This is a genomic window from Streptomyces sp. AM 4-1-1 (assembly GCF_029167625.1).
GTDB lineage: Bacteria > Actinomycetota > Actinomycetes > Streptomycetales > Streptomycetaceae > Streptomyces.
Window position 1 is genome coordinate 6,420,024 of the sequence record NZ_CP119145.1, and the last position, 20,795, is coordinate 6,440,818.

General features: G+C 71.6%; 21 protein-coding genes. 10 read left to right on the forward strand and 11 right to left on the reverse strand.

Annotation, left to right across the window (positions count from 1 at the left end):
- The first annotated feature begins 115 nt into the window (after positions 1-115).
- Together PZB75_RS27170 and PZB75_RS27175 are read left to right on the forward strand one after the other, a co-directional pair.
- Positions 116-862: a response regulator transcription factor gene (locus PZB75_RS27170; protein WP_275537922.1), complete on the forward strand. Its 747-nt coding sequence runs from the start codon at positions 116-118 to the stop codon at positions 860-862.
- On the forward strand, positions 862-2,457 hold the full coding sequence (locus PZB75_RS27175; RefSeq protein ID WP_275538888.1) for a HAMP domain-containing sensor histidine kinase: 1,596 nt from the start codon (positions 862-864) through the stop codon (positions 2,455-2,457). The genes PZB75_RS27170 and PZB75_RS27175 overlap by 1 nt, the downstream gene beginning before the upstream one ends.
- On the opposite strand, the gene crcB is transcribed toward PZB75_RS27175, so the two are convergent.
- The 4 genes from crcB to PZB75_RS27195 form a co-directional block, all read right to left on the reverse strand.
- Positions 2,420-2,794: a fluoride efflux transporter CrcB gene (gene crcB, locus PZB75_RS27180; RefSeq protein WP_275537923.1), complete on the reverse strand. Its 375-nt coding sequence runs from the start codon at positions 2,792-2,794 to the stop codon at positions 2,420-2,422. The genes PZB75_RS27175 and crcB overlap by 38 nt on opposite strands.
- Positions 2,791-3,132 (reverse strand): DUF190 domain-containing protein, encoded by a 342-nt coding sequence (locus tag PZB75_RS27185; protein ID WP_275537924.1) that lies wholly within the window; start codon positions 3,130-3,132, stop codon positions 2,791-2,793. Before PZB75_RS27185 ends, crcB begins: the two co-directional genes overlap by 4 nt.
- Complete coding sequence (locus tag PZB75_RS27190) at positions 3,129-3,614, reverse strand: CrcB family protein (protein WP_275537925.1); 486 nt, start codon at positions 3,612-3,614, stop codon at positions 3,129-3,131. Before PZB75_RS27190 ends, PZB75_RS27185 begins: the two co-directional genes overlap by 4 nt.
- A gap of 261 nt (positions 3,615-3,875) precedes the next feature.
- Complete coding sequence (locus tag PZB75_RS27195) at positions 3,876-4,709, reverse strand: inositol monophosphatase family protein (protein ID WP_275537926.1); 834 nt, start codon at positions 4,707-4,709, stop codon at positions 3,876-3,878.
- A 262-nt stretch (positions 4,710-4,971) separates the two neighbouring features.
- On the opposite strand from PZB75_RS27195, the gene PZB75_RS27200 reads away from it, so the two are divergent.
- Positions 4,972-6,387 (forward strand): NAD(P)/FAD-dependent oxidoreductase, encoded by a 1,416-nt coding sequence (locus PZB75_RS27200; RefSeq protein WP_275537927.1) that lies wholly within the window; start codon positions 4,972-4,974, stop codon positions 6,385-6,387.
- A gap of 58 nt (positions 6,388-6,445) precedes the next feature.
- Here the strand turns inward: PZB75_RS27200 and PZB75_RS27205 are convergent, their stop codons facing one another.
- Together PZB75_RS27205 and PZB75_RS27210 are read right to left on the reverse strand one after the other, a co-directional pair.
- Positions 6,446-7,138, reverse strand: a complete 693-nt coding sequence (locus PZB75_RS27205) for a response regulator (protein WP_275537928.1) — start codon at positions 7,136-7,138, stop codon at positions 6,446-6,448.
- Positions 7,135-9,009 (reverse strand): ATP-binding protein, encoded by a 1,875-nt coding sequence (locus PZB75_RS27210; protein WP_275537929.1) that lies wholly within the window; start codon positions 9,007-9,009, stop codon positions 7,135-7,137. Before PZB75_RS27210 ends, PZB75_RS27205 begins: the two co-directional genes overlap by 4 nt.
- Positions 9,010-9,240: 231 nt before the next feature.
- Between PZB75_RS27210 and PZB75_RS27215 the strand changes: the two genes are divergently transcribed.
- The 5 genes from PZB75_RS27215 (at position 9,241) to PZB75_RS27235 (ending at position 14,419) form a co-directional block, all read left to right on the forward strand.
- A complete protein-coding gene (locus PZB75_RS27215) occupies positions 9,241-10,056 on the forward strand; it encodes an ABC transporter ATP-binding protein (protein ID WP_275537930.1) in 816 nt (271 codons plus the stop codon).
- On the forward strand, positions 10,046-10,963 hold the full coding sequence (locus tag PZB75_RS27220) for an ABC transporter permease (protein WP_275537931.1): 918 nt from the start codon (positions 10,046-10,048) through the stop codon (positions 10,961-10,963). The genes PZB75_RS27215 and PZB75_RS27220 overlap by 11 nt, the downstream gene beginning before the upstream one ends.
- Positions 10,964-11,045: 82 nt before the next feature.
- Positions 11,046-12,071, forward strand: a complete 1,026-nt coding sequence (locus tag PZB75_RS27225) for an ABC transporter substrate-binding protein (RefSeq protein WP_275537932.1) — start codon at positions 11,046-11,048, stop codon at positions 12,069-12,071.
- Positions 12,072-12,416: 345 nt separating this feature from the next.
- On the forward strand, positions 12,417-13,904 hold the full coding sequence (locus tag PZB75_RS27230; RefSeq protein ID WP_275537933.1) for an AlkA N-terminal domain-containing protein: 1,488 nt from the start codon (positions 12,417-12,419) through the stop codon (positions 13,902-13,904).
- Complete coding sequence (locus PZB75_RS27235) at positions 13,901-14,419, forward strand: methylated-DNA--[protein]-cysteine S-methyltransferase (RefSeq protein ID WP_275537934.1); 519 nt, start codon at positions 13,901-13,903, stop codon at positions 14,417-14,419. The genes PZB75_RS27230 and PZB75_RS27235 overlap by 4 nt, the downstream gene beginning before the upstream one ends.
- Before the next feature lie 134 nt (positions 14,420-14,553).
- On the opposite strand, the gene PZB75_RS27240 is transcribed toward PZB75_RS27235, so the two are convergent.
- Positions 14,554-15,138 carry a TMEM165/GDT1 family protein gene (locus tag PZB75_RS27240; protein ID WP_275537935.1) on the reverse strand — a complete coding sequence of 195 codons (585 nt, stop codon included), beginning with the start codon at positions 15,136-15,138 and terminating at the stop codon, positions 14,554-14,556.
- Between the two features lie 309 nt (positions 15,139-15,447).
- On the opposite strand from PZB75_RS27240, the gene PZB75_RS27245 reads away from it, so the two are divergent.
- Positions 15,448-15,840, forward strand: coding sequence for a (2Fe-2S) ferredoxin domain-containing protein (locus PZB75_RS27245; protein ID WP_275537936.1), 393 nt, complete (start codon positions 15,448-15,450; stop codon positions 15,838-15,840).
- Between the two features lie 114 nt (positions 15,841-15,954).
- Positions 15,955-17,088: a glycerate kinase gene (locus PZB75_RS27250; RefSeq protein WP_275537937.1), complete on the forward strand. Its 1,134-nt coding sequence runs from the start codon at positions 15,955-15,957 to the stop codon at positions 17,086-17,088.
- Between the two features lie 308 nt (positions 17,089-17,396).
- Here PZB75_RS27250 and pssA read toward each other — a convergent pair whose 3' ends face one another.
- The 4 genes from pssA to PZB75_RS27270 all read right to left on the reverse strand — a co-directional run bounded on the left by pssA (position 17,397) and on the right by PZB75_RS27270 (position 20,794).
- Entirely contained in the window at positions 17,397-18,221 is an 825-nt protein-coding gene (pssA, locus tag PZB75_RS27255) for a CDP-diacylglycerol--serine O-phosphatidyltransferase (RefSeq protein WP_275538889.1), read from the reverse strand.
- Positions 18,222-18,243: 22 nt separating this feature from the next.
- Positions 18,244-18,891 carry a phosphatidylserine decarboxylase gene (locus PZB75_RS27260; RefSeq protein WP_275537938.1) on the reverse strand — a complete coding sequence of 216 codons (648 nt, stop codon included), beginning with the start codon at positions 18,889-18,891 and terminating at the stop codon, positions 18,244-18,246.
- 181 nt (positions 18,892-19,072) lie between these two features.
- The gene (locus PZB75_RS27265; protein ID WP_275537939.1) at positions 19,073-20,278 is read right to left on the reverse strand and encodes an acyl-CoA dehydrogenase family protein; all 1,206 of its coding nucleotides are present in this window, start codon (positions 20,276-20,278) and stop codon (positions 19,073-19,075) included.
- A gap of 3 nt (positions 20,279-20,281) precedes the next feature.
- Positions 20,282-20,794 carry a MaoC family dehydratase gene (locus PZB75_RS27270; protein ID WP_275537940.1) on the reverse strand — a complete coding sequence of 171 codons (513 nt, stop codon included), beginning with the start codon at positions 20,792-20,794 and terminating at the stop codon, positions 20,282-20,284.
- Position 20,795: the final 1 nt, after the last annotated feature.

The following is a 20,795-nucleotide window of genomic DNA, read 5'->3' on the forward strand; positions in this document are numbered from 1 at the left end:
GCCACGGACCGGCGGCGCCGCGGCCGGCGCGGGCCGCGTGAACCGCCGCCACCGGACGCCCGCGCCCATGCCCGCCCCCGGCTCCGCGCCCCCGCGAAAAGGACCCCCGCCCGACATGACCGACCGGAACGCCGCACGAGCGCGGCACAAGATCCTCGTCGTGGAGGACGAGCCGAGCATCCGGACCCTGCTGGTCTCCGCGTTCCACGCGGCCGGGTGGAGTGTCAGCACCGCCGGTACGGGCCGGTCCGCGCTCTTTGAGATCGGCTGCGCCAGGCCGGACCTCATCGTCCTCGACGTGATGCTGCCGGACCTCGACGGATTCGACGTGACACGGCGGTTGAGGGCGGCGGGCGACTACACACCGGTGCTGTTCCTCACCGCGCGCACCGACATCCAGGACCGGATCGCGGGCCTCAGCTCCGGTGGCGACGACTACGTCACCAAGCCGTTCCACATCGAGGAGGTGCTGCTGCGCATCCGGGCCATCATGCGCCGGGCGGGCGGCGATCCGTCGTCACCGGCCGCCGCGCGCGCCGGCACCCTGCGCTTCGCCGATCTGACGCTGGACGAGGCGGCGCACGAGGTGCGCCGGGCCGGAACGTACCTCCGTCTCTCGCCGACCGAATTCCGGCTGCTGGCCTGTCTGATGGCCCACCCCAACCGCGTACTGACCAAGGCCGACATCCTCGACCAGGTCTGGCACTACGACTTCAACGGCGACGCGCGCATCGTCGACACCTACGTCAAATACCTGCGCCGCAAGGTCGACCGCGTCGATCCGCCGCTCATCCACACGGTCCGGGGCGTCGGCTACTGTCTGCGGGTCCCCCGGGAGAGCGCCGGGGAGAGCCCGTGCTGATCAAGGTCAGACCGCCACGGCCGATGTCGCTGCTGAGCCGGCTGGTCCTGGGCACCGCCGTCCTGGCCACGGTCGCCGTCCTCGCGTCCCAGGCCATCGGGTTCCTCGTGCTGGACTCCTGGCTCACCGACCGGGTGGACAGGCAGCTCATCGGCTTCCACGTCCCCTCTCCCGCGTACCAGGACGCCGTGAGCGAGGACGGCTTCCCGGAGAACGTACGCAAATCCGGGATGCTCCCCACCGACTTCCGCGTCCACTTCTACGACGACTCCGGGAGGCTGTCCGACCGTTCACTCGGCGAGGCCGACCGGCCCGGCCCCGCGCTGCCCTTCACGCTCCCCGATCAGGCCCCGGCCCCCGGCCGCCCGGAGACCGTCCCGGCCACGTCCGGGAGCTCCAACTGGCGGGTGCTGCGGGTGACCGGCCCCCGGGGCATGGTCGCCGTCGTCGCACTGCCGCTGGATACCGTGGACGGCGCCACCTCCGAACTGCTCTGGCTGAACCTGACCCTCCTCGCCCTCACCGCGATCGGGCTGACGGCGCTCGGACACGGCGTCGTACGGCTCGGTCTGCTGCCGCTCACCCGAATGGAACGCACGGCACGGAAGATCTCCGCGGGGGACCTCGGACTGCGGCTCCCGGACACCGACGCGCGCACCGAGATCGGCCGCCTCGGTCACGCCCTGAACACCATGCTCGAACGCCTGCGGGAGGCCCTGCGCCAGCGCGCGGCCTCCGAGGAACGGCTGCGCCGGTTCGTCGCGGACGCCGGGCACGAACTGCGCACGCCCCTCACCTCCATTCAGGGCTTCTCGCAACTCCTTTTACGGGAAAGGGCGTTGCCCGGACAGGAGCAGGCGCAGGCGCACCGGCTGATCGCCCAGAACGCGGAACGCATGAACCTGCTGGTCGACGATCTCTCCCTGCTCGCGAAGCTCGACCACGAGCCCTCGTACACCTGGGAGAGCGTCGATCTGCTCGCCGTCGCCGCCGACGCCATCGCGACCACCGCGGTCCGCCACACGGACCACCCGGTCGATCTGGGCCCGCTGAGCACCCTGCCGCCGCCCGGACCGGGGGAGTTGGAGATGGTGGAGGCGGTCGGCGACACCCACCGGCTGCTCCAGGTGATGGTCAACCTCCTGACCAACGCGCTGATCCACACCCCGCCCGGCACTCCCGTCCACGTCCGGGTCGGCACGGTGTTCGCCGGACCGAACAGCGGTGGCACACCACGCCTCGGCCGTACGAGTGGTTCCCGGCCGCTCTCCTGCGGGGCCAGGATCTCCGTGATCGAAGTGGCCGACGAGGGGCCGGGCCTGAGCCGCGAGGACGCCGCGCGGGTCTTCGAACGCTTCCACCGGGCGGGCCCGTCCCGCACCTGCGACCAGGGCGGTACCGGGCTGGGGCTGGCCATCGCCTCGGTCATCGCCGAGGGCCACGGCGGCCGGCTCGAACTCGACGCCCGCCCCGGTCGGGGCTGCACCTTCCGGCTCGTACTGCCCGCTCCACCGGAGAACGCCGAGGACGCGGCGGACGGCGGTCCGGCGCCACGGACTAGACCCACACCGCCTCGGCGAGGGCCACACCCGTGAACACGGCGCCGAGCCCGGCCGCGACGCTCGCCGCGACGTTCGCGACCGCGTGGAACCGCGCGCCGTCCTCGGCCAGCCGCAGCGTCTCGTAACTGAACGTCGAGTACGTCGTGAGCGCCCCGCACAGTCCGGTGCCCACCAGCAGCTGTACGTGGGAGGAGGCGGCGCCCGCCGCCACGGCCCCGGTCAGCAGGCCCAGGACCAGCGAGCCGGCCACGTTGACCGCGAAGGTGCCCCAGGGGAAGACGCTGTCGTGCCGGCTCTGGACCGCCCGGTCGGTGAGATAGCGCAGCGGGGCGCCCACGGCGGCGCCGAGCACGACCAGCAGCCAGTTCACCCGCCGTCCTCCGCCCGTCCGGCAGGCCGGACGGCCTCGCACCGGTCGAGGACCACCATGCCCCCGGCGACCAGTTCGTCGAGCCGGGGAAGGAACGCCCGGACCTTCTCCTCGGTGTCCACGATCACGACTGCCACCGGCAGATCCTCACTGAGTGACAGCAGCCGCCGGGTGTGGACGAGGGACGAGGCGCCGAACCCCGCGATCCCCCGGAACGCACGCGCGCCCGCCACCCCCGCCCGGTGCGCGGTCTCCGTGTACAGCGGCTTGCGGTGCCATGTGTCGCTCTCGCCGACGAACACCGTCACCCGGAGCGCCGGGCCTGTCGGACACGTCATGACTGCCTCCACGCCAGTACGCGCCGCGTCGCCCACACAGCGCACCACACGGCCCCGAGCGCCGCGAGGAGTGTCAGTTCCAGATACGCCACACCGGTACGGGCCCGGCCGTCGGCCACCAGACGCTCGAAGTCGACGGCGTACGTGGAGAACGTGGTGAATCCGCCGAGCACCCCCGTACCGAAGAACGGCCGCACCAGCCGGTGCGCCGCCCACACCTCGCTGATCACCACCATGAACACACCGATCACCGCGCAACCGGTCACGTTCACGAACAGTGTCGTCCACGGGAAACCGCCCGCTGCGGTCGGCCAGATCAGGGAGGCGCCGTAGCGGCCGGACGCGCCGGTCGCGCCGCCCGCCGCGATCACGGCGAGCACCGGCAGCGGGCTGTCACGCAATTCGCGCCGCTGCGCGGGCCTCGACAGATCGACATCGGGGTCGACGGGCTCGTCGGCCCTCCGTGTTCCCGGGACCCTCATAGGCGTATCCATCTCCCACCCGCGCGGTGCCCGCTCGCACGAGCGGGCACGACTGATCGCAAGCAGGGACCGTTGGCGGCGTCCGTGCCGCGGTTCGGGTACGGCGGGCCCCACCGCCGCGCGACTGCCACGGGGGCGGTCGCACTCAATTTTAACCCGGGCGGACCGGGGCCCGCAGGCCGCTTCCGAGGAGGGCCGGGAACGCGGACGGCCGCCGCACCCGGGCGCGGTGCGGCCCGGTCCGGCGCCGTCTCGGCGGCTTCAGGCCCCGGCCCCGCCGCGCAGAGCCTCCAGGACGCGCCGGGCCGTCGCCTCGTCCCGGGCCGCCGTGAACGGCAGGGCGTTGCCGCCGGTGATGCGGAACGGCTCACCGGAGAGCGTGGACTGGGTGCCGCCCGCCTCGGTCACCAGCAGCAGACCCGCCGCGTGGTCCCAGGCGAACTCCCAGTTGAACGCCAGGGCGTCCAGATCACCACGGGCGACGGCGAGGTATTCGAGCCCCGCAGAGCCGCACGGGCGGGCGTCGACGCCCTCGGTGCACAGGCCGAGCAGGGCGCGTTTCTGGTCGTCGGTCGTGTAGTCCGGGTGGGACATCGCCACCCGCAGGTCGGCCCCCGGCACGGGCGAACCGGCCCGCACCGGTTCCCCGTCGAGCACCGCTCCCCGGCCACGGACGGCGACGGCCATCGTGTCCAGGGCGGCGGCGTACGTCCACGACGCGAGCACCTCGCCCCGCTGGGCGAGCGCCACCAGGGTGCAGAAGCCCGCTTCCCCGGCCACGAACTGACGGGTCCCGTCGACCGGGTCGACGATCCACACGGGGGCGTCGCCCCCCAGCGCCTCGTACACCTCCGGATCGGCGTGGACCGCTTCCTCGCCGACGACCACGGAGCCGGGCAGCAGCGCGGTGAGGGACGCGGTGAGGTGTTCCTCGGCGAGCCGGTCGGCGGCGGTGACCAGATCGTGCGGACCGCTCTTCTCGGAGATCTCGTGCGCGGCGAGCCGTCGGTAGCGCGGCATGATCTCGGCGGCGGCGGCCGCGCGGATCGCCGCCTCGATCTCGGTCAGGTCCCCGGCGAGGAAGTCATCGATCATGCGCCCAGCTAAGCATGACCGTGCCCCGGCACGGCCGCCGGGGAAGCCCCGTGACCGACCTGACCGGGCGTTTTCACCGCCCGCCGGGGAGCACGGCCCGGCCCCGGCCGCGGCGGACGGATGCGACACCCGTGCAGTGCGTTCCGCGCCGTTCCCGGCCTGAGGGGGCGGGCCCCGGCGGGCGGGGGCTACCCTCGCACCACTGTCAGGGCCTCGGAATATCCTGGGTTCCCTGGCCGTCGGCTGACGAAGGAGCCCGAAGGTGCCGTCGATGCTCGATGCTGTCGTCGTGGGGGCGGGACCCAACGGGCTGACCGCCGCCGTCGAACTCGCCCGCAGGGGCTTCGCGGTGGAGGTGTTCGAGGCGGCCGGGACCGTCGGGGGCGGGGCCCGTACCGAACAGCTCACGCTGCCCGGCTTCCACCACGACTCCTGCTCCGCCGTGCACCCCCTCGCCATAGGATCGCCCGCCTTCGACGCGATGCCGCTGGCCCGGCACGGTCTGGAGTGGCTGCACCCCGAGCTGGCACTGGCCCACCCGTTCCCCGACGGCACGGCCGCGGTCCTCACCGGTTCGGTGGGGGAGACCGCGATGTCGCTGGGGCCACGGGACGCGGGGGCGTACCGCCGGTTCGTCTCCCCGTACCTCGGCCACTGGGAGACCCTGGCCGCCGACTTCCTCCGTACACCGTGGGACGGACCGCCCACCGATCCGTACCGCTGGGCGCGCTTCGGGCTGACCGCGGTCCAGCCCGTCACCTGGACCTCCCGCCGTTTCCGGGACGAGCGGGCGCGCGGGCTGTTCGCCGGGCTCGCCGCCCACGCCATCGCGCCCAACGGCGGCATCGCCACCGCCGGGATCGCCCTCCTCTTCGCGCTCGCGGCGCACGAGCGCGGCTGGCCGGTGCCGCGCGGCGGTTCACAGGCCATCTCGGACGCCCTCGCCTCGTACCTACGGGAGCAGGGCGGCGTGATCCGTACCGGCACCGAGGTCAAGCGACTCGACGAACTGCCTCCCGCGCGCGCGTACGTCTTCGACACCTCACCGACCGCGCTGGCCCGCATCGCCGGCCTCGGCAACGCCTACCGCGGCTACCGGTACGGCGCCTCCGCCTTCAAGATCGACTACGCGCTGTCGGGTCCCGTCCCCTGGACCGCGGAGGAGGCCCGGCGGGCCGGCACGGTCCATGTCGGCTCCGGCGCGGCGGAGATCGACGCGGCTCTGAGCGCCGCCGTCGCGGGCCGCGACCCGAGCGTGCCGTTCCTCATCACCGCCCAGCCCAGCCTGACCGACCCGTCCCGGGCCCCCGAGGGCCGCCACGTCTTCTGGGCGTACGGGCACGTCCCGGCGGGCTGGGAGGGCGACGCGACCGAGGCCGTCGAGCGTCAGCTGGAGCGCTTCGCGCCCGGCTTCCGCGATCTGGTCCTCGCCCGCGCGGTCGCCGGTCCGCCCCGACTGGCCGCGCGCAACGCCAACTACGTCGACGGCGACATCGCCTGCGGTGCCTTCGCCGGGCTCCAGACCGTCATCCGTCCCAAGCTGGCCCGGGTGCCGTACGCCACCGCGCACCCCGCGGTGTTCATCTGCTCCTCCGCCACTCCGCCCGGCCCCGGCGTGCACGGCATGTCGGGCCACCACGCGGCGAAGGCGGTCTGGCGCCGTCTCCGGGCGGCCTGACGCCGGGCGACCGGGGCCCTGTGGCGCGCGGGGGCCCGGTAGCGGGCACCGACGTTCGTCACACGGCTCGCACCCAGGTGTAGCGGTGCTCGGGACGGCCGGTCTCGCCGTATCTGAGCGAGAGACTGATGTGACCGGTGCGCTCCAGGTGTTTGAGATAGCGCTGGGCGGTGGAGCGGCTGACCCCGGTGCGCTCGGCGACCTCATGGGAGGAGAGCGGGTGGTCGGCACCACCCAGGACGCGGCGGATGAGGGCGACGGTGGCCACGGAGTGGCCCTTGGGCAGCTCGGCGCCGGGGTCCTCGGAGATCCTGAACGCGCTGAAGATCCGGTCCACCTGCTCCTGCCCGGCCTCACCACGGCCTCCGACGCCTTCGAGCGTGCGGCGCAGTGACGCGTACCCCTCCAGCCGGGAGCGCAGCCCCGCGAAGCTGAACGGCTTGACGAGGTACTGCACCGCGCCGTGGCGCAGCGCGGCCTGGACCGTCGTCAGACTGCGGTCGGCCGTCACCATGATCACATCGGCGTGGTGGCCGAGCCGGCGCATCCGGCTGACCAGGGTCAGACCCGTCTCGTCCGGCAGATAGTGGTCGAGCAGGACGAGGTCGATCCGGGTGCTCTCCAGAGTGGCCAGCGCCTGGGCCGCGGTGTGCGCGCGGGCGGCGACCCGGAAGCCCGGCACCCGTGCCACGTACGCGGAGTTGATCTCGGCGACCCGGAAGTCGTCGTCCACGACCAGTACCTCGATCATCGTGGGTCTCCTGCGGCTGTGAGCCGTTCCGCTCCGGTGGGGACTTCCGCCGGGGGCGGGCCGAGGGCTTCGGGCAGGACGACGGTGAACACCGCGCCGCCGCCCGCGCGGGCGGTGACCCGGGCGCTGCCCCCGTACCGCTCGGCGAGGCGGCGCACCAGGGCGAGGCCGAGACCGCGCCCGCGCTGGAAGGCGGGCGGGACGGGCAAGAGGACCGGTCCGGCGGGCGGACCGGGCAACAGGGCCGGCCCGGTGGGCGGGACGGACAACGGTGCCGCTCCGGCGGGCGGATCGGACAGGCCGGGCGGATCGGACAGCGGTGAGAGACGGGACAGTGCCGGTCCGGCGGGCGGGACCCACCCGGGGGCCGCGTCGGCGGACGGCAGGGTGGCGTACGCCGGCGGGGGAGCGGTGGGGCGGCCGGGACCCTTCGTCGACCAGCCCTCCGTGAAGATCCGCTCGCGCCGCTCGGGCGGTACGCCCGGACCGGTGTCCGAGACCCGGAGCACCATGGTGGTGTGCTCGGCCCGCAGCTCGACCTCGACCGACGGATCGGTCCCGAGCCGGTCGGCGACGGCGTCCAGCGCGTTGTCGATGAGGTTGCCGAGCACGGTCACCGGATCACGTGGGTCGACCACCCGGTCCGGCAGCAGCGTCGACGCGGACACCCGCAGGGCGACACCCCGTTCGGCGGCGACCGCCGCCTTCCCGACGAGCAGGGCCGAGAGCAACGGGTCGTGCACCCGCTCGGCGATCCGTTCCCCGGCGGCCCGGTGGATGTCGGCCACCTCCGCCACGTACTCCACCGCCGTCCCGTACCGGCCCAGTTCGAGCAGTCCGAGCACGGTGTGCAGCCGGTTGGCGTGTTCGTGGTCCTGGGCGCGCAGCGCGTCCAGCAGCCCCTGCGTGCTGTCCAGCTCCCTCCCCAGCAGCTCCAGTTCCGTACGGTCCCGGAGCGTCACCACGGCCCCGCCGTCACCGGTCGGCATCCGGTTGACGACGAGCACCCGGCCGCCGCTCACCGTGAGGAGGTCGGCTCCGGCCACATGTCCGGCCAGCACCTCCCTGGTGCGCCCCGGCGGAAGGATCTCGGTGAGCGTACGGCCGGGGGCGTCCGCGCCGAGCCCCAGCAGCCGCCCCGCCTCGTCGTTGACCAGCCGGACCCGGCCGTTCCCGTCGCACGCGACGACGCCCTCGCGGACCCCGTGCAGCATGGCCTCGCGCTCGTCGAGCAGAGCCGATATGTCGGTGAACGCGATCCCGTGCGTCCGGCGGCGCAGCCTCCGGGAGACCGCGACCGCGACCAGCGCGCCCACGGAGAGTGCCACCCCCGCGCAGAGCAGGAGCCCCGGTACGGCGTCGATCAGCCGTTCCCGCACGCTGGCGTACGGGATGCCGGCCGACACCGCGCCGATGATCCGGCCGTCGTCGTCGTACAGCGGCACCTTGGCACGGGCCGAGCGGCCCAGCGTGCCGTTGTCGATCTCCCTGATCTCATGCCCGGCGAGCGCGGCACTCGGGTCGGTGGAGACCCGTCTGCCGATCTCCGACGCCGTGGTGTGGGACCAGCGCACGCCACGGGTGTCCATCACCACCACGTACAGCGCCCGGGTGGACCGGCGGATCTCCTCGGCCTCGCTCTGCACCGGGCCGTTCACGCTCGGCTCGGTGGCGGCCAGTTCCCGGGGGATGTCCGGATCGGCTGCGGTGGTCTGCGCGATGGCGAGGGCCCGCAGCATGGCCTCGTCGTCCAGCTCGGACGCCAGCGGCGCGAGGAAGAGCCCGGTGGCCAGCACCATCACCCCGGTGGTGATGGCCAGCTGCACCATCAGGACCTGGCCGGAAACCCGTCGGGGCCAGCACACGCGCATGTGATCCTCCCCGGCTTCTTCGGACTGGCGTCACGTGGTGGGAACCGGACACGGCCACGCGGCTTCGCTGTGCACGCAACGTAAGCCCAGGGAGGGCCGCTGCCCAGCCCCCCACCACGCATTTGTCGCTCCGGCGTGAGCAGAACGAGCAGAACGAGGTCTGCGCTCACAAGAGGAGGTTGCGCCCACAAGACTGCCCGGCGGGCCCGGACGCTCCTAGCGTCCCGCCCCATGAGCAGTCACACGAGCCCCGCCATCGAGCTGCGGGGAACGAGCAAGGCGTTCCGGACCCCGTCAGGAGCGCTCCACACCGCGGTGCGGGACCTGGACCTCGTCGTCGGACGCGGCGAGTTCGTCGCCGTCGTCGGGCCCACCGGATGCGGCAAGTCCACCACGCTCACCCTGGTGAGCGGCATGGAGGAACCCACCGAGGGCGAGGTGCTGGTCGGCGGGGAGCCGGTGACCGGCATCGGTGACCGGATCGGATTCGTCTTCCAGCAGGACGCCGTCTTTCCCTGGCGCACCGTTCTCTCCAACGTCATGGCGGGCCCCCGCTTCCGCGGCGCGCCCAAGGCCGAGGCGAGGGAACGGGCCCGCGCCTGGCTGGACCGGGTCGGGCTGGCGTCCTTCGAGGACCGCTACCCGCACCAGTTGTCCGGCGGTCAGCGCAAACGGGTCGCGCTCGCCGCGACCTTCGTCAACGACCCCGAGATCCTGCTGATGGACGAGCCGTTCTCCGCGCTCGACGTCCAGACCCGTGCGCTGATGTCCGACGAACTGCTCGACCTGTGGGCGGGCACCGGCGCCTCGGTCGTCTTCGTCACCCACGACCTGGAGGAGTCGATCGCGCTCGCCGACAAGGTCGTCGTCATGACGGCCGGTCCCGCCACCGTCAAGGAGGTCTTCACGATCGACCTGCCCCGCCCGCGCAAGGTGGAGTCGGTGCGGCTGGAGCCCCGGTTCGTCGAGATCTACCGGGAGATCTGGTCCTCGCTCGGCGAAGAGGTCCGCGTCACCCGCGAGAGAGGTGCCACCGATGCCGTCTGAGACCGCCCCCACCACCACCGCCGCCACGGCGAAGGCCGCGGCCGGCCCCCCGGCCGGCGCCGACGGGAATTCCCCCGGCGCCGGAGGCGAGCGCACCGAGGCCAGGGTGCGCGCCGCCCGCAACCGCGCCCTCCTGGTCCACACCTCCCGGGTGCTGCTGCTCATCGGGCTGCTCGGACTGTGGGAGTGGCTGGCCAGAACCGCCGTCGTCGACCCCTTCAACTTCTCGATGCCCTCGAAGATCTGGGACCAGATGTCCCAGTGGGCACTGCACGGCACCCCGCAGGGCTCCTTGTGGGAGCAGATCTGGTACACGCTGTACGAGGCACTCGTCGGCTGGATCATCGGAGTCCTCTGCGGAGTGGTACTGGGCATCGCGCTCGGCCGGATACGCTTCCTCGCCGATGTGCTCGGCCCGTACGTGAAGGTGCTCAACGCGCTGCCGCGCATCGTGCTCGCCCCGATCTTCCTCATCTGGTTCGGGCTCGGTCCCGCCTCGAAGATCGCCTCGGCGGTCGTACTGGTCTTCTTCCCGGTCTTCTTCAACGCCTTCCAGGGGGCCAGGGAGGTCAACCGCGATCTGGTCGCCAACGCCCGGATACTCGGCGCGAGCAACCGGCAGGTCACCCTTCAGGTCGTCATCCCGTCCGCCACCTCGTGGATCTTCACCAGCCTCCACGTCAGCTTCGGCTTCGCCCTGATCGGCGCGATCGTCGGCGAGTACATCGGCGCCACCAAGGGCATCGGCCTCCTCGTCTCGGCCTCGCAGGGCACGTTCAACGCCGCCGGGGTCTACGCGGCGATGGTGGTCCTCGCCGTCGTCGCGCTGTTCGCCGAAGGCATCCTCTCCTTCCTGGAGAAGAAGCTCTTCCGCTGGCGCCCGGTCGAAGCGGGCGACAACCGCTGACCCCCGCATCACCCCCACCCGCACCGCCCTCCCTTCCGCACCGCCGCCCGCACCTCACGGTCTTCTTCCCAAGGACGTCACCATGCGCAGTCAGCTCAGAGCCCCCGCAGCCGCGCTCGCCGCGATGCTCACCCTCGGCACCCTCACCGCCTGCGGCGGCTCCCCCTCCTCGAAGGGCGGCGGCCAGGTCAAGATCATGGTCGGCGGCCTGGACAAGGTCATCTACCTTCCCGCGATGCTCACCCAGAAGCTCGGCTACTTCGAGGACGAGGGCGTGGACGTCCAGCTCCTCACCGAACCGGCCGGCGTGCAGGCCACCACGGCGCTCGTCTCCGGCGACGTACAGGGTGTGGTCGGCTTCTACGACCACACCCTCGACCTCCAGGTGAAGGGCAAGAACGTCGAATCCGTCGTGCAGTTCTCGCACGCGTCGGGAGAGGTCGAGGTCGTCTCCACCAAGGCGGCGGGGGACATCACGTCCCCCGAGGACTTCAAGGGCAAGAAGCTCGGCGTCACCGGCCTCGGCTCGTCCACCGACTTCCTGACCAAGTACCTCGCGGTCAAGAACGGCGTCGGTACGGAGGACTTCACGACCGTCGCGGTCGGCGCCGGACAGCCCTTCATCGCGGCGCTCCAGCAGAACTCCATCCAGGGCGGCATGACCACCGATCCCACCGTCGCCCAGCTCCTGGACAAGAAGCTGGGCAAGATCCTCATCGACATGCGGACGCCCGAAGGCTCCAAGAAGGCGCTCGGCGGCCCCTACCCCTCCTCCAGCCTCTACATGAACACCGACTGGGTGAACGGCAACAAGGAGACGGTGCAGAAACTGGCCGACGCCTTCGTGAAGACCCTGAAGTGGATGTCCACCCACTCCCCGGAGGAGATCGCCGCCAAGATGCCCACCGACTACGCCCAGGGCGGCAAGGAGCTGTACGTGCGGTCGATCGGGAGCACCCTGCCGATGTTCACCGAGGACGGGGTCATGCCCGCCGACGGCCCCGAGACCGTGGAGCGGGTCCTGAAGGCGTTCAACCCGAACCTCAAGAACGCCAAGGTCGACCTGAGCAGGACGTACACCACCGAGTTCGTGAAGAAGGCCGGCTGACCGGGCCACTCCCCACCCTCGCGGCACCGCGCCCACCCCAGGCGTCACCCCGGGCATCCGCGGTCACCCGGGACGGTGGCCGCGGCCGGCGGCAGACCGTCACCCCGCCACCCGCATACCGCTCGGGGGTGGCCTGGCCGCCGCCCGGTCTTCCACCCCCACCTCCACCCGCGCGGCGCCCCGCCCGCCTCCTCCGCACCCCCCACGCCCTGGACGCTCCCGCCCGGACCGTCCAGGGCCGACACCGGTCCTGCCGCACCCTGTCCCCGTCGCCCCCCTGGTCCCTCCACACCGATGTCGGATTTCCGCCAGCTCCCCGCCCCGCCACTGCCGCATCCTTGAGCCATGCACACCGACACCGAGCGCTGCGTACGGGCCGTCCGATCCAAGGACGCCCGCTTCGACGGATGGTTCTTCACCGCGGTCCTCACCACCCGCGTCTACTGCCGTCCCAGCTGCCCCGTCGTGCCGCCCAAGGTCGAGAACATGACCTTCTACCCCAGCGCCGCCGCCTGCCAGCAGGCCGGATTCCGGGCCTGCAAACGGTGCCGCCCCGACACCAGCCCCGGCTCCCCGGAATGGAACGCCCGCGCCGATTCGGTGGCCCGCGCGATGCGGCTCATCAGCGACGGTGTCGTCGACCGCGAGGGCGTCCCCGGCCTCGCCGCCCGGCTCGGCTACTCCCCGCGCCAGATCGAGCGCCAACTGCTCGCCGAGCTGGGCGCGGGCCCGCTCGCCCTGGCCCGCGCCCAGCGCGCCCAGACCGCCCGGCTGCTGATCGAGACGACGGAACTCCCCATGGCGGACGTCGCGTTCGCCGCCGGATTCTCGTCCGTCCGTACGTATAACGACACGATCCGCGAGGTCTTCGCGCTCACCCCGGGCGAGCTGCGCGCCCGTGTCGCCCGGAGGACGAAACCGCCGGCCACTCCCGGTACGATCACCCTGCGCCTGCCGTACCGCGCCCCGCTCAACCCCAGCAACCTCTTCGGCCACCTCGCCGCGACCGCCGTTCCCGGCGTAGAGGAGTGGCGTGACGGCGCCTACCGCCGCACCCTCACCCTCCCGTACGGCCACGGCATCGTCGCCCTCACCCCGCGGCCCGACCACATCGCGTGCCGGCTCTCGCTCACCGACCCCCGCGATCTCACCCTCGCCATCAGCCGCTGCCGCCGGCTCCTGGATCTGGACGCCGACCCGGTCGCCGTCGACGACCAGTTGCGCTCCGACCCGGTCCTCGCCCCGCTGGTCGACCCGGCGCCGGGACGGCGGGTACCGCGCACGGTCGACGGCGCGGAGTTCGCGGTACGGGCGGTGCTCGGCCAGCAGGTCTCGACGGCCGCCGCCCGCACGCACGCGGCCCGCCTGGTCGCCGCCCACGGCGTCCCCGTCGACGACCCCGAGGGCGGCCTCACCCACCTGTTCCCCACCCCCGAGGCCCTTGCCGGACTCGACCCCGAAGCCCTCGCGCTTCCCCGCAGCCGCCGCACCACCCTCACCACTCTCGTCGCCGCCCTGGCCGACGGCTCGCTGCGGCTCGGCGCCGACGCCGACCGGGAACGGGCCCGTGCCCAACTGATCGCCCTGCCGGGCTTCGGCCCCTGGACCGTCGAGGTCATCGCGATGCGGGCGCTCGGCGACCCCGACGCCTTCCTCCCCACCGACCTCGGCATCCGTCGCGGCGCCCGGCGGCTGGGCCTGCCGTCGACCCCGGCGGCGCTCGTCGCGCGGGCCGCCGCCTGGCGTCCCTGGCGGGCGTACGCCGTTCAGTATCTGTGGACCGTCGACGACCACCCCATCAACCACCTTCCTGCGCAAGGATGTTCCTCATGACCAGCACCCTCACCGCCACCCGGCGGCACACCGTGGCCGACAGCCCGTACGGCCCGCTGACCCTCGTCGCGACCGGCGACGCGCTCTCCGGTCTCTACATGACCGATCAGCGCCACCGGCCGGCCCAGGAGAACTTCGGCGCACCGGACCCCGGCCCGTTCGCCGAGGCGATCCGCCAGCTCGACGCCTACTTCGAGGGCGAGCTGCGGGACTTCGACCTTCCGCTGCGACTGGACGGCACGCCCTTCCAGCGAAGCGTCTGGGACCAGCTCACCCGCATCCCGTACGGCGAGACCCGCTCCTACGGCGAACTGGCCGAACACCTCGGCAAACCGGGCGCCTCCCGGGCCGTGGGCCTCGCCAACGGGAAGAACCCGGTCGGGATCATCGTCCCCTGCCACCGCGTCATCGGCGCCTCCGGGAGCCTCACCGGATACGGCGGCGGGCTGGAGCGCAAGCAGCGGCTGCTGGCCTTCGAGAAGGGTACGGAGGGCGACACCCCCGCGCTGTTCTGACCCCGCGCGCGGCGGGGGACCACCGCCGCCGGGACCGTACCGCCGTACGGGAGGCCCTTCCTCCCGAAGGACCTCCCGTACGGGGAACCGGCCACGCCCGCCCCGGCCGGACGGCCGTGGCGGGAACGCGGTCGTCAGCCGACGAAGATCTCGACGACGGACCAGACGGCGAGCCCCAGCATGCACAGCCCGCCGATCCGCTGGACCGTCCTCAGCGGTACCCGCTTGGCGATGAAGCGCCCCGCCAGCAGCGCCAGCGCCGACACCGACATCAGAGCGGCGGCCGATCCGATCGCGGTGGACCAGGTGCCGTTGCTCGCCGCCAGGTTGGCGGTGGTGATCTGTGTGAGATCACCCCACTCACTGATGAACACGGCCATGAACGCCGTCGAGTACACCGGCCAGAACCCGGTCACCGTCCGGATTCCGCCGTCCTCCTCGTCGTCGTCCGCCCCGCTCCGCAGCAGCATGAACGCGCCGAACGCGAAGAGCGAAGCCGAGACCAGCTTGACCGTCCAGTCGGGCAGCAGTCCGATCAGGCTGCCGGCCCCGACCGCGATGGCCACGTGCACGATGAACGCCGACGAGGTACCGAACCAGACGTAGAGCGGCCGCATGCGGGTGCCCATGGCCAGCGAGGCGAACATCGTCTTGTCGGGGAGCTCCGCGAGGAAGATCAGCCCGAAGGCGGTGATGATCGCCAGGGGGTCGAGATGCATTCCGGGTGACTTTCTGCGAGTGCCGGACCCGGATCGATCCTCGGCGAACCGCTGGACGGCGACCGGACGACCACTCGGCCCGGCATGACGGCACCGCCCACGGGACGTGGGTGTGTGGTTCATACCTGGCCGAAGGTCTCGCCCGCCCGTGAGACTCAGTGGGCCCGGCCACCGGGAACCCGGAGGTTCCAGCATGTCGACGACCGGTTTGCGGGGCTACTCCCCTTCGCGACCTGCCACTTTACCCCACTCCGCGTCAAGGGGGGCGCAACTGTTCGACACGCGGCCGAGGTCGGTACAGTCCCTCGAATGACCGACCGCGCCGCTGCCCGTACGCCGTCCCCGCCCACTGTCAGCGTCTGCCGGGGATGCTGCTGCGGCACCCCCAAGGTCCCTGGCGTGGACCACCCCGGACAGCTCGCCGACCTGCGCCGGGAGCTGGGCCGGATCGCCACGGTCCGGGCGGTGGAATGCCTGGACGCCTGCGAACAGGCCAATGTGATCGTCGTCCAGCCGTCGGCGGAGGGCCGCAGGTCCGGTGGCCGTCCGGTCTGGCTCGGCCTGGTCAACGACCCCGACGCCGTCGCCGACATCACCTCCTGGGTGCGCGCGGGCGGCCCCGGTCTCGCCGAACCCCCGGACATCCTCGATCTGTACGTCTTCCGCCCCTCGCGCCGTGTCCAGGCGGGCCTCGAACACTGACGCCCCCTTTGTTGACCGGACGTGCGCGCCCCGTTCCGCCCCACGGGCGGAACGGGTGCCGTACGGATAGGGTCGCAGTGGCGTGACTGCCTGTTCGAGAGCAAAGGACGCAAGGTGACGGACGCAGCGGTGCCGAGATCCGCCCGCGTGCTTGTCGCGGCGGACAAGTTCAAGGGCTCGCTCACGGCCGTGGAGGTCGCGGAGCGTGTGACGGCCGGACTGCGGCGGATCGCCCCCGACGTGCCGGTGGACGCCCTGCCCGTCGCGGACGGCGGCGACGGCACGGTCGCGGCGGCGGTGGCCGCCGGATTCGAACGGCGTGAGACACGGGTGACCGGCCCGCTCGGGGAGCCCGTGACGGCGGCCTACGCGCTGCGGGACGGCACCGCGGTGGTGGAGATGGCCGAGGCATCGGGCCTTCAGCGCCTTCCCACGGGCGTCTTCGCCCCGCTGACCGCGACCACCTACGGCTCCGGTGAACTGCTGCGCTCCGCGCTCGACGCGGGAGCCCGGACCATCGTGTTCGGGGTCGGCGGCAGCGCGACCACGGACGGCGGCGCGGGCATGCTGACCGCGCTCGGGGCCCGCTTCCTGACCGCCGACGACGAACCCGTCGGCCCCGGTGGCATCGGCCTCGCCGATCTGGTGAACATCGATCTCACCGGCCTCGACCCACGGTTCGCCGACATCGACCTGGTCCTCGCCGGTGACGTCGACAACCCGCTGACCGGGCCGAAGGGCGCCCCCGAGGTGTACGGGCGGCAGAAGGGCGCGACCGAGCAGGACATCGCGGACCTCGACGCGGCCCTTACCCACTACGCGTCCCTCCTCGGCCCCGGACAGGCGGTGCTCCCCGGGGCGGGGGCGGCCGGCGGTATCGGCTACGGCGCGCTGGTGGCCCTCGGCGCCCGCTTCCGCCCCGGCATCGAGGTCATGCTCGACGTCCTCGGCTTCGCCCGGGCCCTCGACCGCGCCACCCTGGTGATCACGGGTGAGGGCTCGCTCGACGGACAGACCCTGCACGGCAAGGCCCCCGCGGGCGTCGCGGCGGCGGCCCGCGCGGCGGGCCTGGAGGTCGTCGCCGTCTGCGGTCGCCTCGCACTCGCCCCGGAGGTCCTGGGACGTGCGGGCATCCGCCGCGTCTACGCCCTGACGGACCTGGAACCGGACGAGGCGGTCCGCATGGCCGAGGCCGGCCCTCTGCTGGAGCGCGCGGCCCAGTCGATCGCCCGGGACTTCCTGATGTGATCCGGTACGGTGCGTGCCCGTACCGCCCGCACTCGCACCGCTCAGCTCGTCGCCCCGCGGCGGACGGGGTTCCGCCATGCCGTGCGATACCCGGCATATTCGACCGCGCACGCACCGTGACGGCCGACCGTCACTTTTCGGCCATGGCTCGGGGCCTCGCATGCGGCGGCCGTCCCGGTAGCGGCAGGACACGGGGCGGCCCCACGGCCTGACTCCCACGCACGAGGGCCCGGATGCTCGGGGAAGCATCCGGGCCCTCGTCCACTCCTGATCCCGTACGGCCGTACCGACTGCCTGACCGACCGCCCTTAGGGCAGCTGCCCCGCCCGCGCCTCGCGCCGGTTGCCCCGGAAGGTGTTCACCCTCCGCGCCGTGGCGAACAGCGGGATCACCGCGCCCAGCACGACCTGGAGCGCGCAGCCGGTCTGCAGGAGCAGATGACCACCGGGGGCGTCGAACGCCCACGCGGCGAGCAGCCCCATCGCGGCCACGATCCAGCTGAGCATCGCCACCGCGAGGACGCCGCGGGGCTTGGGGTACTCGACCCGGCTGACCATCAGCCACGCCACTCCGATGATCGCGAGCAGGGTGGGTACGAAGGGCAGCTCCAGGAGCACGATCGAGATGACCGTGAGTGCTCCGAAGGGGCTCGGCATGCCCTGGAACATGCCGTCCTTCAGGGTCACGCAGGAGAACCGGGCAAGCCTCAGCACCACCGCCAGCAGCACCACGATCGCCGCGAGCGCGGAGACCCGCTGATAGGCGTCGTCCGCGACCATTCCGTACACCAGGACGAAGTAGGCCGGGGCGAGTCCGAAGCTGATCAGGTCGGACAGGTTGTCCAGCTCCGCCCCCATCGGCGAGGAGCGCAGCTTGCGTGCCACGAGCCCGTCGAAGAGGTCGAAGACCGCCGCCATGAGCATGAGGATCACGGCGGTGGCGGCGGAGTGCCGGGCCATGCCGCTCTCGTCACTGCCCGTGAGATGCGGGATGAGAATGCCCGTGGTGGTGAAGTACACGGCCATGAAACCGCAGGTGGCGTTACCGAGGGTGAGCGTGTCGGCTATCGACAGCCGCATCGACAGCGGCATGTCCTCGGTGTCGTCGTCGAGGTCGGCCTCGGCCTCGGGCACCCACCCGGTCTGCGTGTCAGGATCAAGCACGGTCAATTCGAGTCACCCCCGCGGTGGTGGCCTGGCCGACCTCGACCGCGACATCGATACCTTCCGGAAGGTAGATGTCGACCCGGGAGCCGAAGCGGATCAGGCCGATGCGCTCGCCCTGTTCCACCTTCGTGCCCTGCGGGAGGTAGGGCACGATGCGACGGGCCACCGCGCCCGCGATCTGCACCATCTCGATGTCGCCGAGCTCGGTGTCGAAGTGCCAGACAACGCGCTCGTTGTTCTCGCTCTCCTTGTTGAACGCCGGTACGAAACCGCCGGGGATGTGCTCGACCGACGTCACGGTGCCGGCCAGCGGCGCCCGGTTGACGTGGACGTTGAGCGGGCTCATGAAGATCGCGACGCGGGTGCGTCCGTCCTTCCACGGCATGATGCTCTGCACCACACCGTCGGCGGGCGAGATGACGCGGCCCTGGGCGATCTCGCGCTCGGGGTCGCGGAAGAACCACAACATGCCCGCCGCCAGAACGGTGGTGGGCACGGCCACCGCGGCCCAGCGTCCGGACCGGCGGGCCCGGGAGACGCTGAGTGCTGCGGTGGCGACGGTCGGCAGGAGCCACGGCGAAGCTCCGCGGGCAAGGCGGACCCCGCCGCGTGGTACAGAGGTTTGGCTGTCGGGCATGGATGACCTTCGTAGCGGATGATGCCGCGCTGGCAACGGGGGACGGCGGCTTTTCCGGCGATGCTATCGGTTTCGAGCCGCAACTGGGCAAGCCAACAGCGGAGTCGACCGGCTGGAACACTCCTGTCACAGATGACGGGGTGTGACCTTCTTCGCGACTAAATCACCCCAAACGGGACAATCAGCCCTGGAATCGGTACTCTTCCAGGAGTCGGCGCCCAATGATCATTTTCTGGATCTCGGCGGTACCTTCGCCGATCAACAGCATCGGCGCCTCGCGGTAGAGGCGTTCGATCTCGTACTCCTTCGAGAAGCCGTATCCGCCGTGGATGCGGAAGGCGTCCTCGACGACTTCCTTGCAGTACTCGGAGGCGAGGTACTTCGCCATCCCTGCCTCCAGGTCGTTACGTTCCCCGGAGTCCTTTTTGCGGGCCGCATTTACCATCATCGCATGAGCGGCCTCGACCTTGGTGGCCATTTCGGCCAGCTTGAACTGGATCGCCTGGTGCTCGGCGATCGGTTTGCCGAAGGTGTGGCGCTGCTGGGCGTACGCGACACCCAGCTCGAACGCACGCTGTGCCACACCGCAGCCACGGGCCGCGACATTGACGCGGCCCACCTCGACTCCGTCCATCATTTGGTAAAACCCTCGGCCGGTGGTGCCGCCGAGTACCCGATTGGCCGGAATGCGCAGTCCGTCCATGATGAGTTCGGTGGTGTCGACCCCCTTGTAGCCCATCTTGTCGATCTTCCCGGGGATCGTGAGGCCCGGCCGCACCTCCCCGAAGCCGGCCTCCTTCTCCACCAGGAAGGCCGTCATCGATCTGTGCGGCGCGGTGCCCTCGGGGTGTCCTTCGTCACTCCGGCACAGCACGGCGACGAGCGTGGACGTGCCGCCGTTCGTCAGCCACATCTTCTGGCCGTCGAGCACGTAGGAGTCGCCGTCCCTGACGCCCCTGGACCTGATCGCCGACACGTCCGACCCGAGGCCGGGCTCCGACATCGAGAACGCGCCCCGCACCTCGCCCAGCGCCATGCGCGGCAGGAAGGTGTCCTTCTGCTCCTGGGTGCCGTGCTGCTTCAGCAGGTACGCCACGATGAAATGCGTGTTGATGATTCCCGACACGCTCATCCAGCCGCGGGCGATTTCCTCCACGCACAGCGCGTAGGTGAGCAGCGACTCACCCAGACCGCCGTACTCCTCCGGAATCATCAGTCCGAACAGACCGAGTTCCTTGAGCCCTTCGACGATTTCGTCCGGATATTCGTCACGGTGCTCCAGACGGGTCGCGACCGGAATGATCTCCTTGTCGACGAAACTCCTCACCGTGGCGAGGATTTCCCGCTGGATCTCGGTCAGTCCCGGGGTCCGGGCAAGTCGGCTCATGGCTCAGCTCTCCTGTGACTTCGGTTCCGGGCGGCCGGGCTGTTCTCCGCCGCGCTCCTCGACGTACGTCCGGGTCGGGACCATCACCTTGCGGCGGAACACGCAGACCAGCGTCCCGTCCTGCTTGTGGCCACGGGTCTCGACGTGGACGACTCCGCGGTCGCTCCTGGACCGTGACGGGGACTTGCCGAGGACGGTCGTCTCGCCGTAGAGCGTGTCACCGTGGAAGGTCGGCGCGACGTGCCTGAGCGATTCGACCTCCAGATTGGCGATCGCCTTCCCCGAGACGTCCGGCACCGACATCCCGAGCAGCAGCGAGTAGACGTAGTTGCCGACGACGACGTTCTTCCCGAAGTCGGTCGTGCGCTCGGCGTAGTTGCTGTCCAGATGCAGCGGATGGTGATTCATCGTCAGCAGGCAGAACAGGTGGTCGTCGTACTCCGTGACCGTCTTTCCCGGCCAGTGCTTGTACACTGCACCGACCTTGAACTCCTCGAAGGTGCGGCCGAATCGCATG

Bases quoted from the DNA above. Each gene is read 5' to 3' on its own strand.
- PZB75_RS27170 (WP_275537922.1), top strand. From the start codon at position 116: ATGACCGACCGGAACGCCGCACGAGCGCGGCACAAGATCCTCGTCGTG.
- PZB75_RS27185 (WP_275537924.1), bottom strand. From the start codon at position 3,132: ATGACGTGTCCGACAGGCCCGGCGCTCCGGGTGACGGTGTTCGTCGGC.
- PZB75_RS27190 (WP_275537925.1), bottom strand. From the start codon at position 3,614: ATGAGGGTCCCGGGAACACGGAGGGCCGACGAGCCCGTCGACCCCGAT.
- PZB75_RS27195 (WP_275537926.1), bottom strand. From the start codon at position 4,709: ATGATCGATGACTTCCTCGCCGGGGACCTGACCGAGATCGAGGCGGCG.
- PZB75_RS27205 (WP_275537928.1), bottom strand. From the start codon at position 7,138: ATGATCGAGGTACTGGTCGTGGACGACGACTTCCGGGTCGCCGAGATC.
- PZB75_RS27210 (WP_275537929.1), bottom strand. From the start codon at position 9,009: ATGCGCGTGTGCTGGCCCCGACGGGTTTCCGGCCAGGTCCTGATGGTG.
- PZB75_RS27215 (WP_275537930.1), top strand. From the start codon at position 9,241: ATGAGCAGTCACACGAGCCCCGCCATCGAGCTGCGGGGAACGAGCAAG.
- PZB75_RS27220 (WP_275537931.1), top strand. From the start codon at position 10,046: ATGCCGTCTGAGACCGCCCCCACCACCACCGCCGCCACGGCGAAGGCC.
- PZB75_RS27225 (WP_275537932.1), top strand. From the start codon at position 11,046: ATGCGCAGTCAGCTCAGAGCCCCCGCAGCCGCGCTCGCCGCGATGCTC.
- PZB75_RS27230 (WP_275537933.1), top strand. From the start codon at position 12,417: ATGCACACCGACACCGAGCGCTGCGTACGGGCCGTCCGATCCAAGGAC.
- PZB75_RS27235 (WP_275537934.1), top strand. From the start codon at position 13,901: ATGACCAGCACCCTCACCGCCACCCGGCGGCACACCGTGGCCGACAGC.
- PZB75_RS27240 (WP_275537935.1), bottom strand. From the start codon at position 15,138: ATGCATCTCGACCCCCTGGCGATCATCACCGCCTTCGGGCTGATCTTC.
- PZB75_RS27245 (WP_275537936.1), top strand. From the start codon at position 15,448: ATGACCGACCGCGCCGCTGCCCGTACGCCGTCCCCGCCCACTGTCAGC.
- PZB75_RS27260 (WP_275537938.1), bottom strand. From the start codon at position 18,891: ATGCCCGACAGCCAAACCTCTGTACCACGCGGCGGGGTCCGCCTTGCC.
- PZB75_RS27265 (WP_275537939.1), bottom strand. From the start codon at position 20,278: ATGAGCCGACTTGCCCGGACCCCGGGACTGACCGAGATCCAGCGGGAA.
- PZB75_RS27270 (WP_275537940.1), bottom strand. From the start codon at position 20,794: ATGCGATTCGGCCGCACCTTCGAGGAGTTCAAGGTCGGTGCAGTGTAC.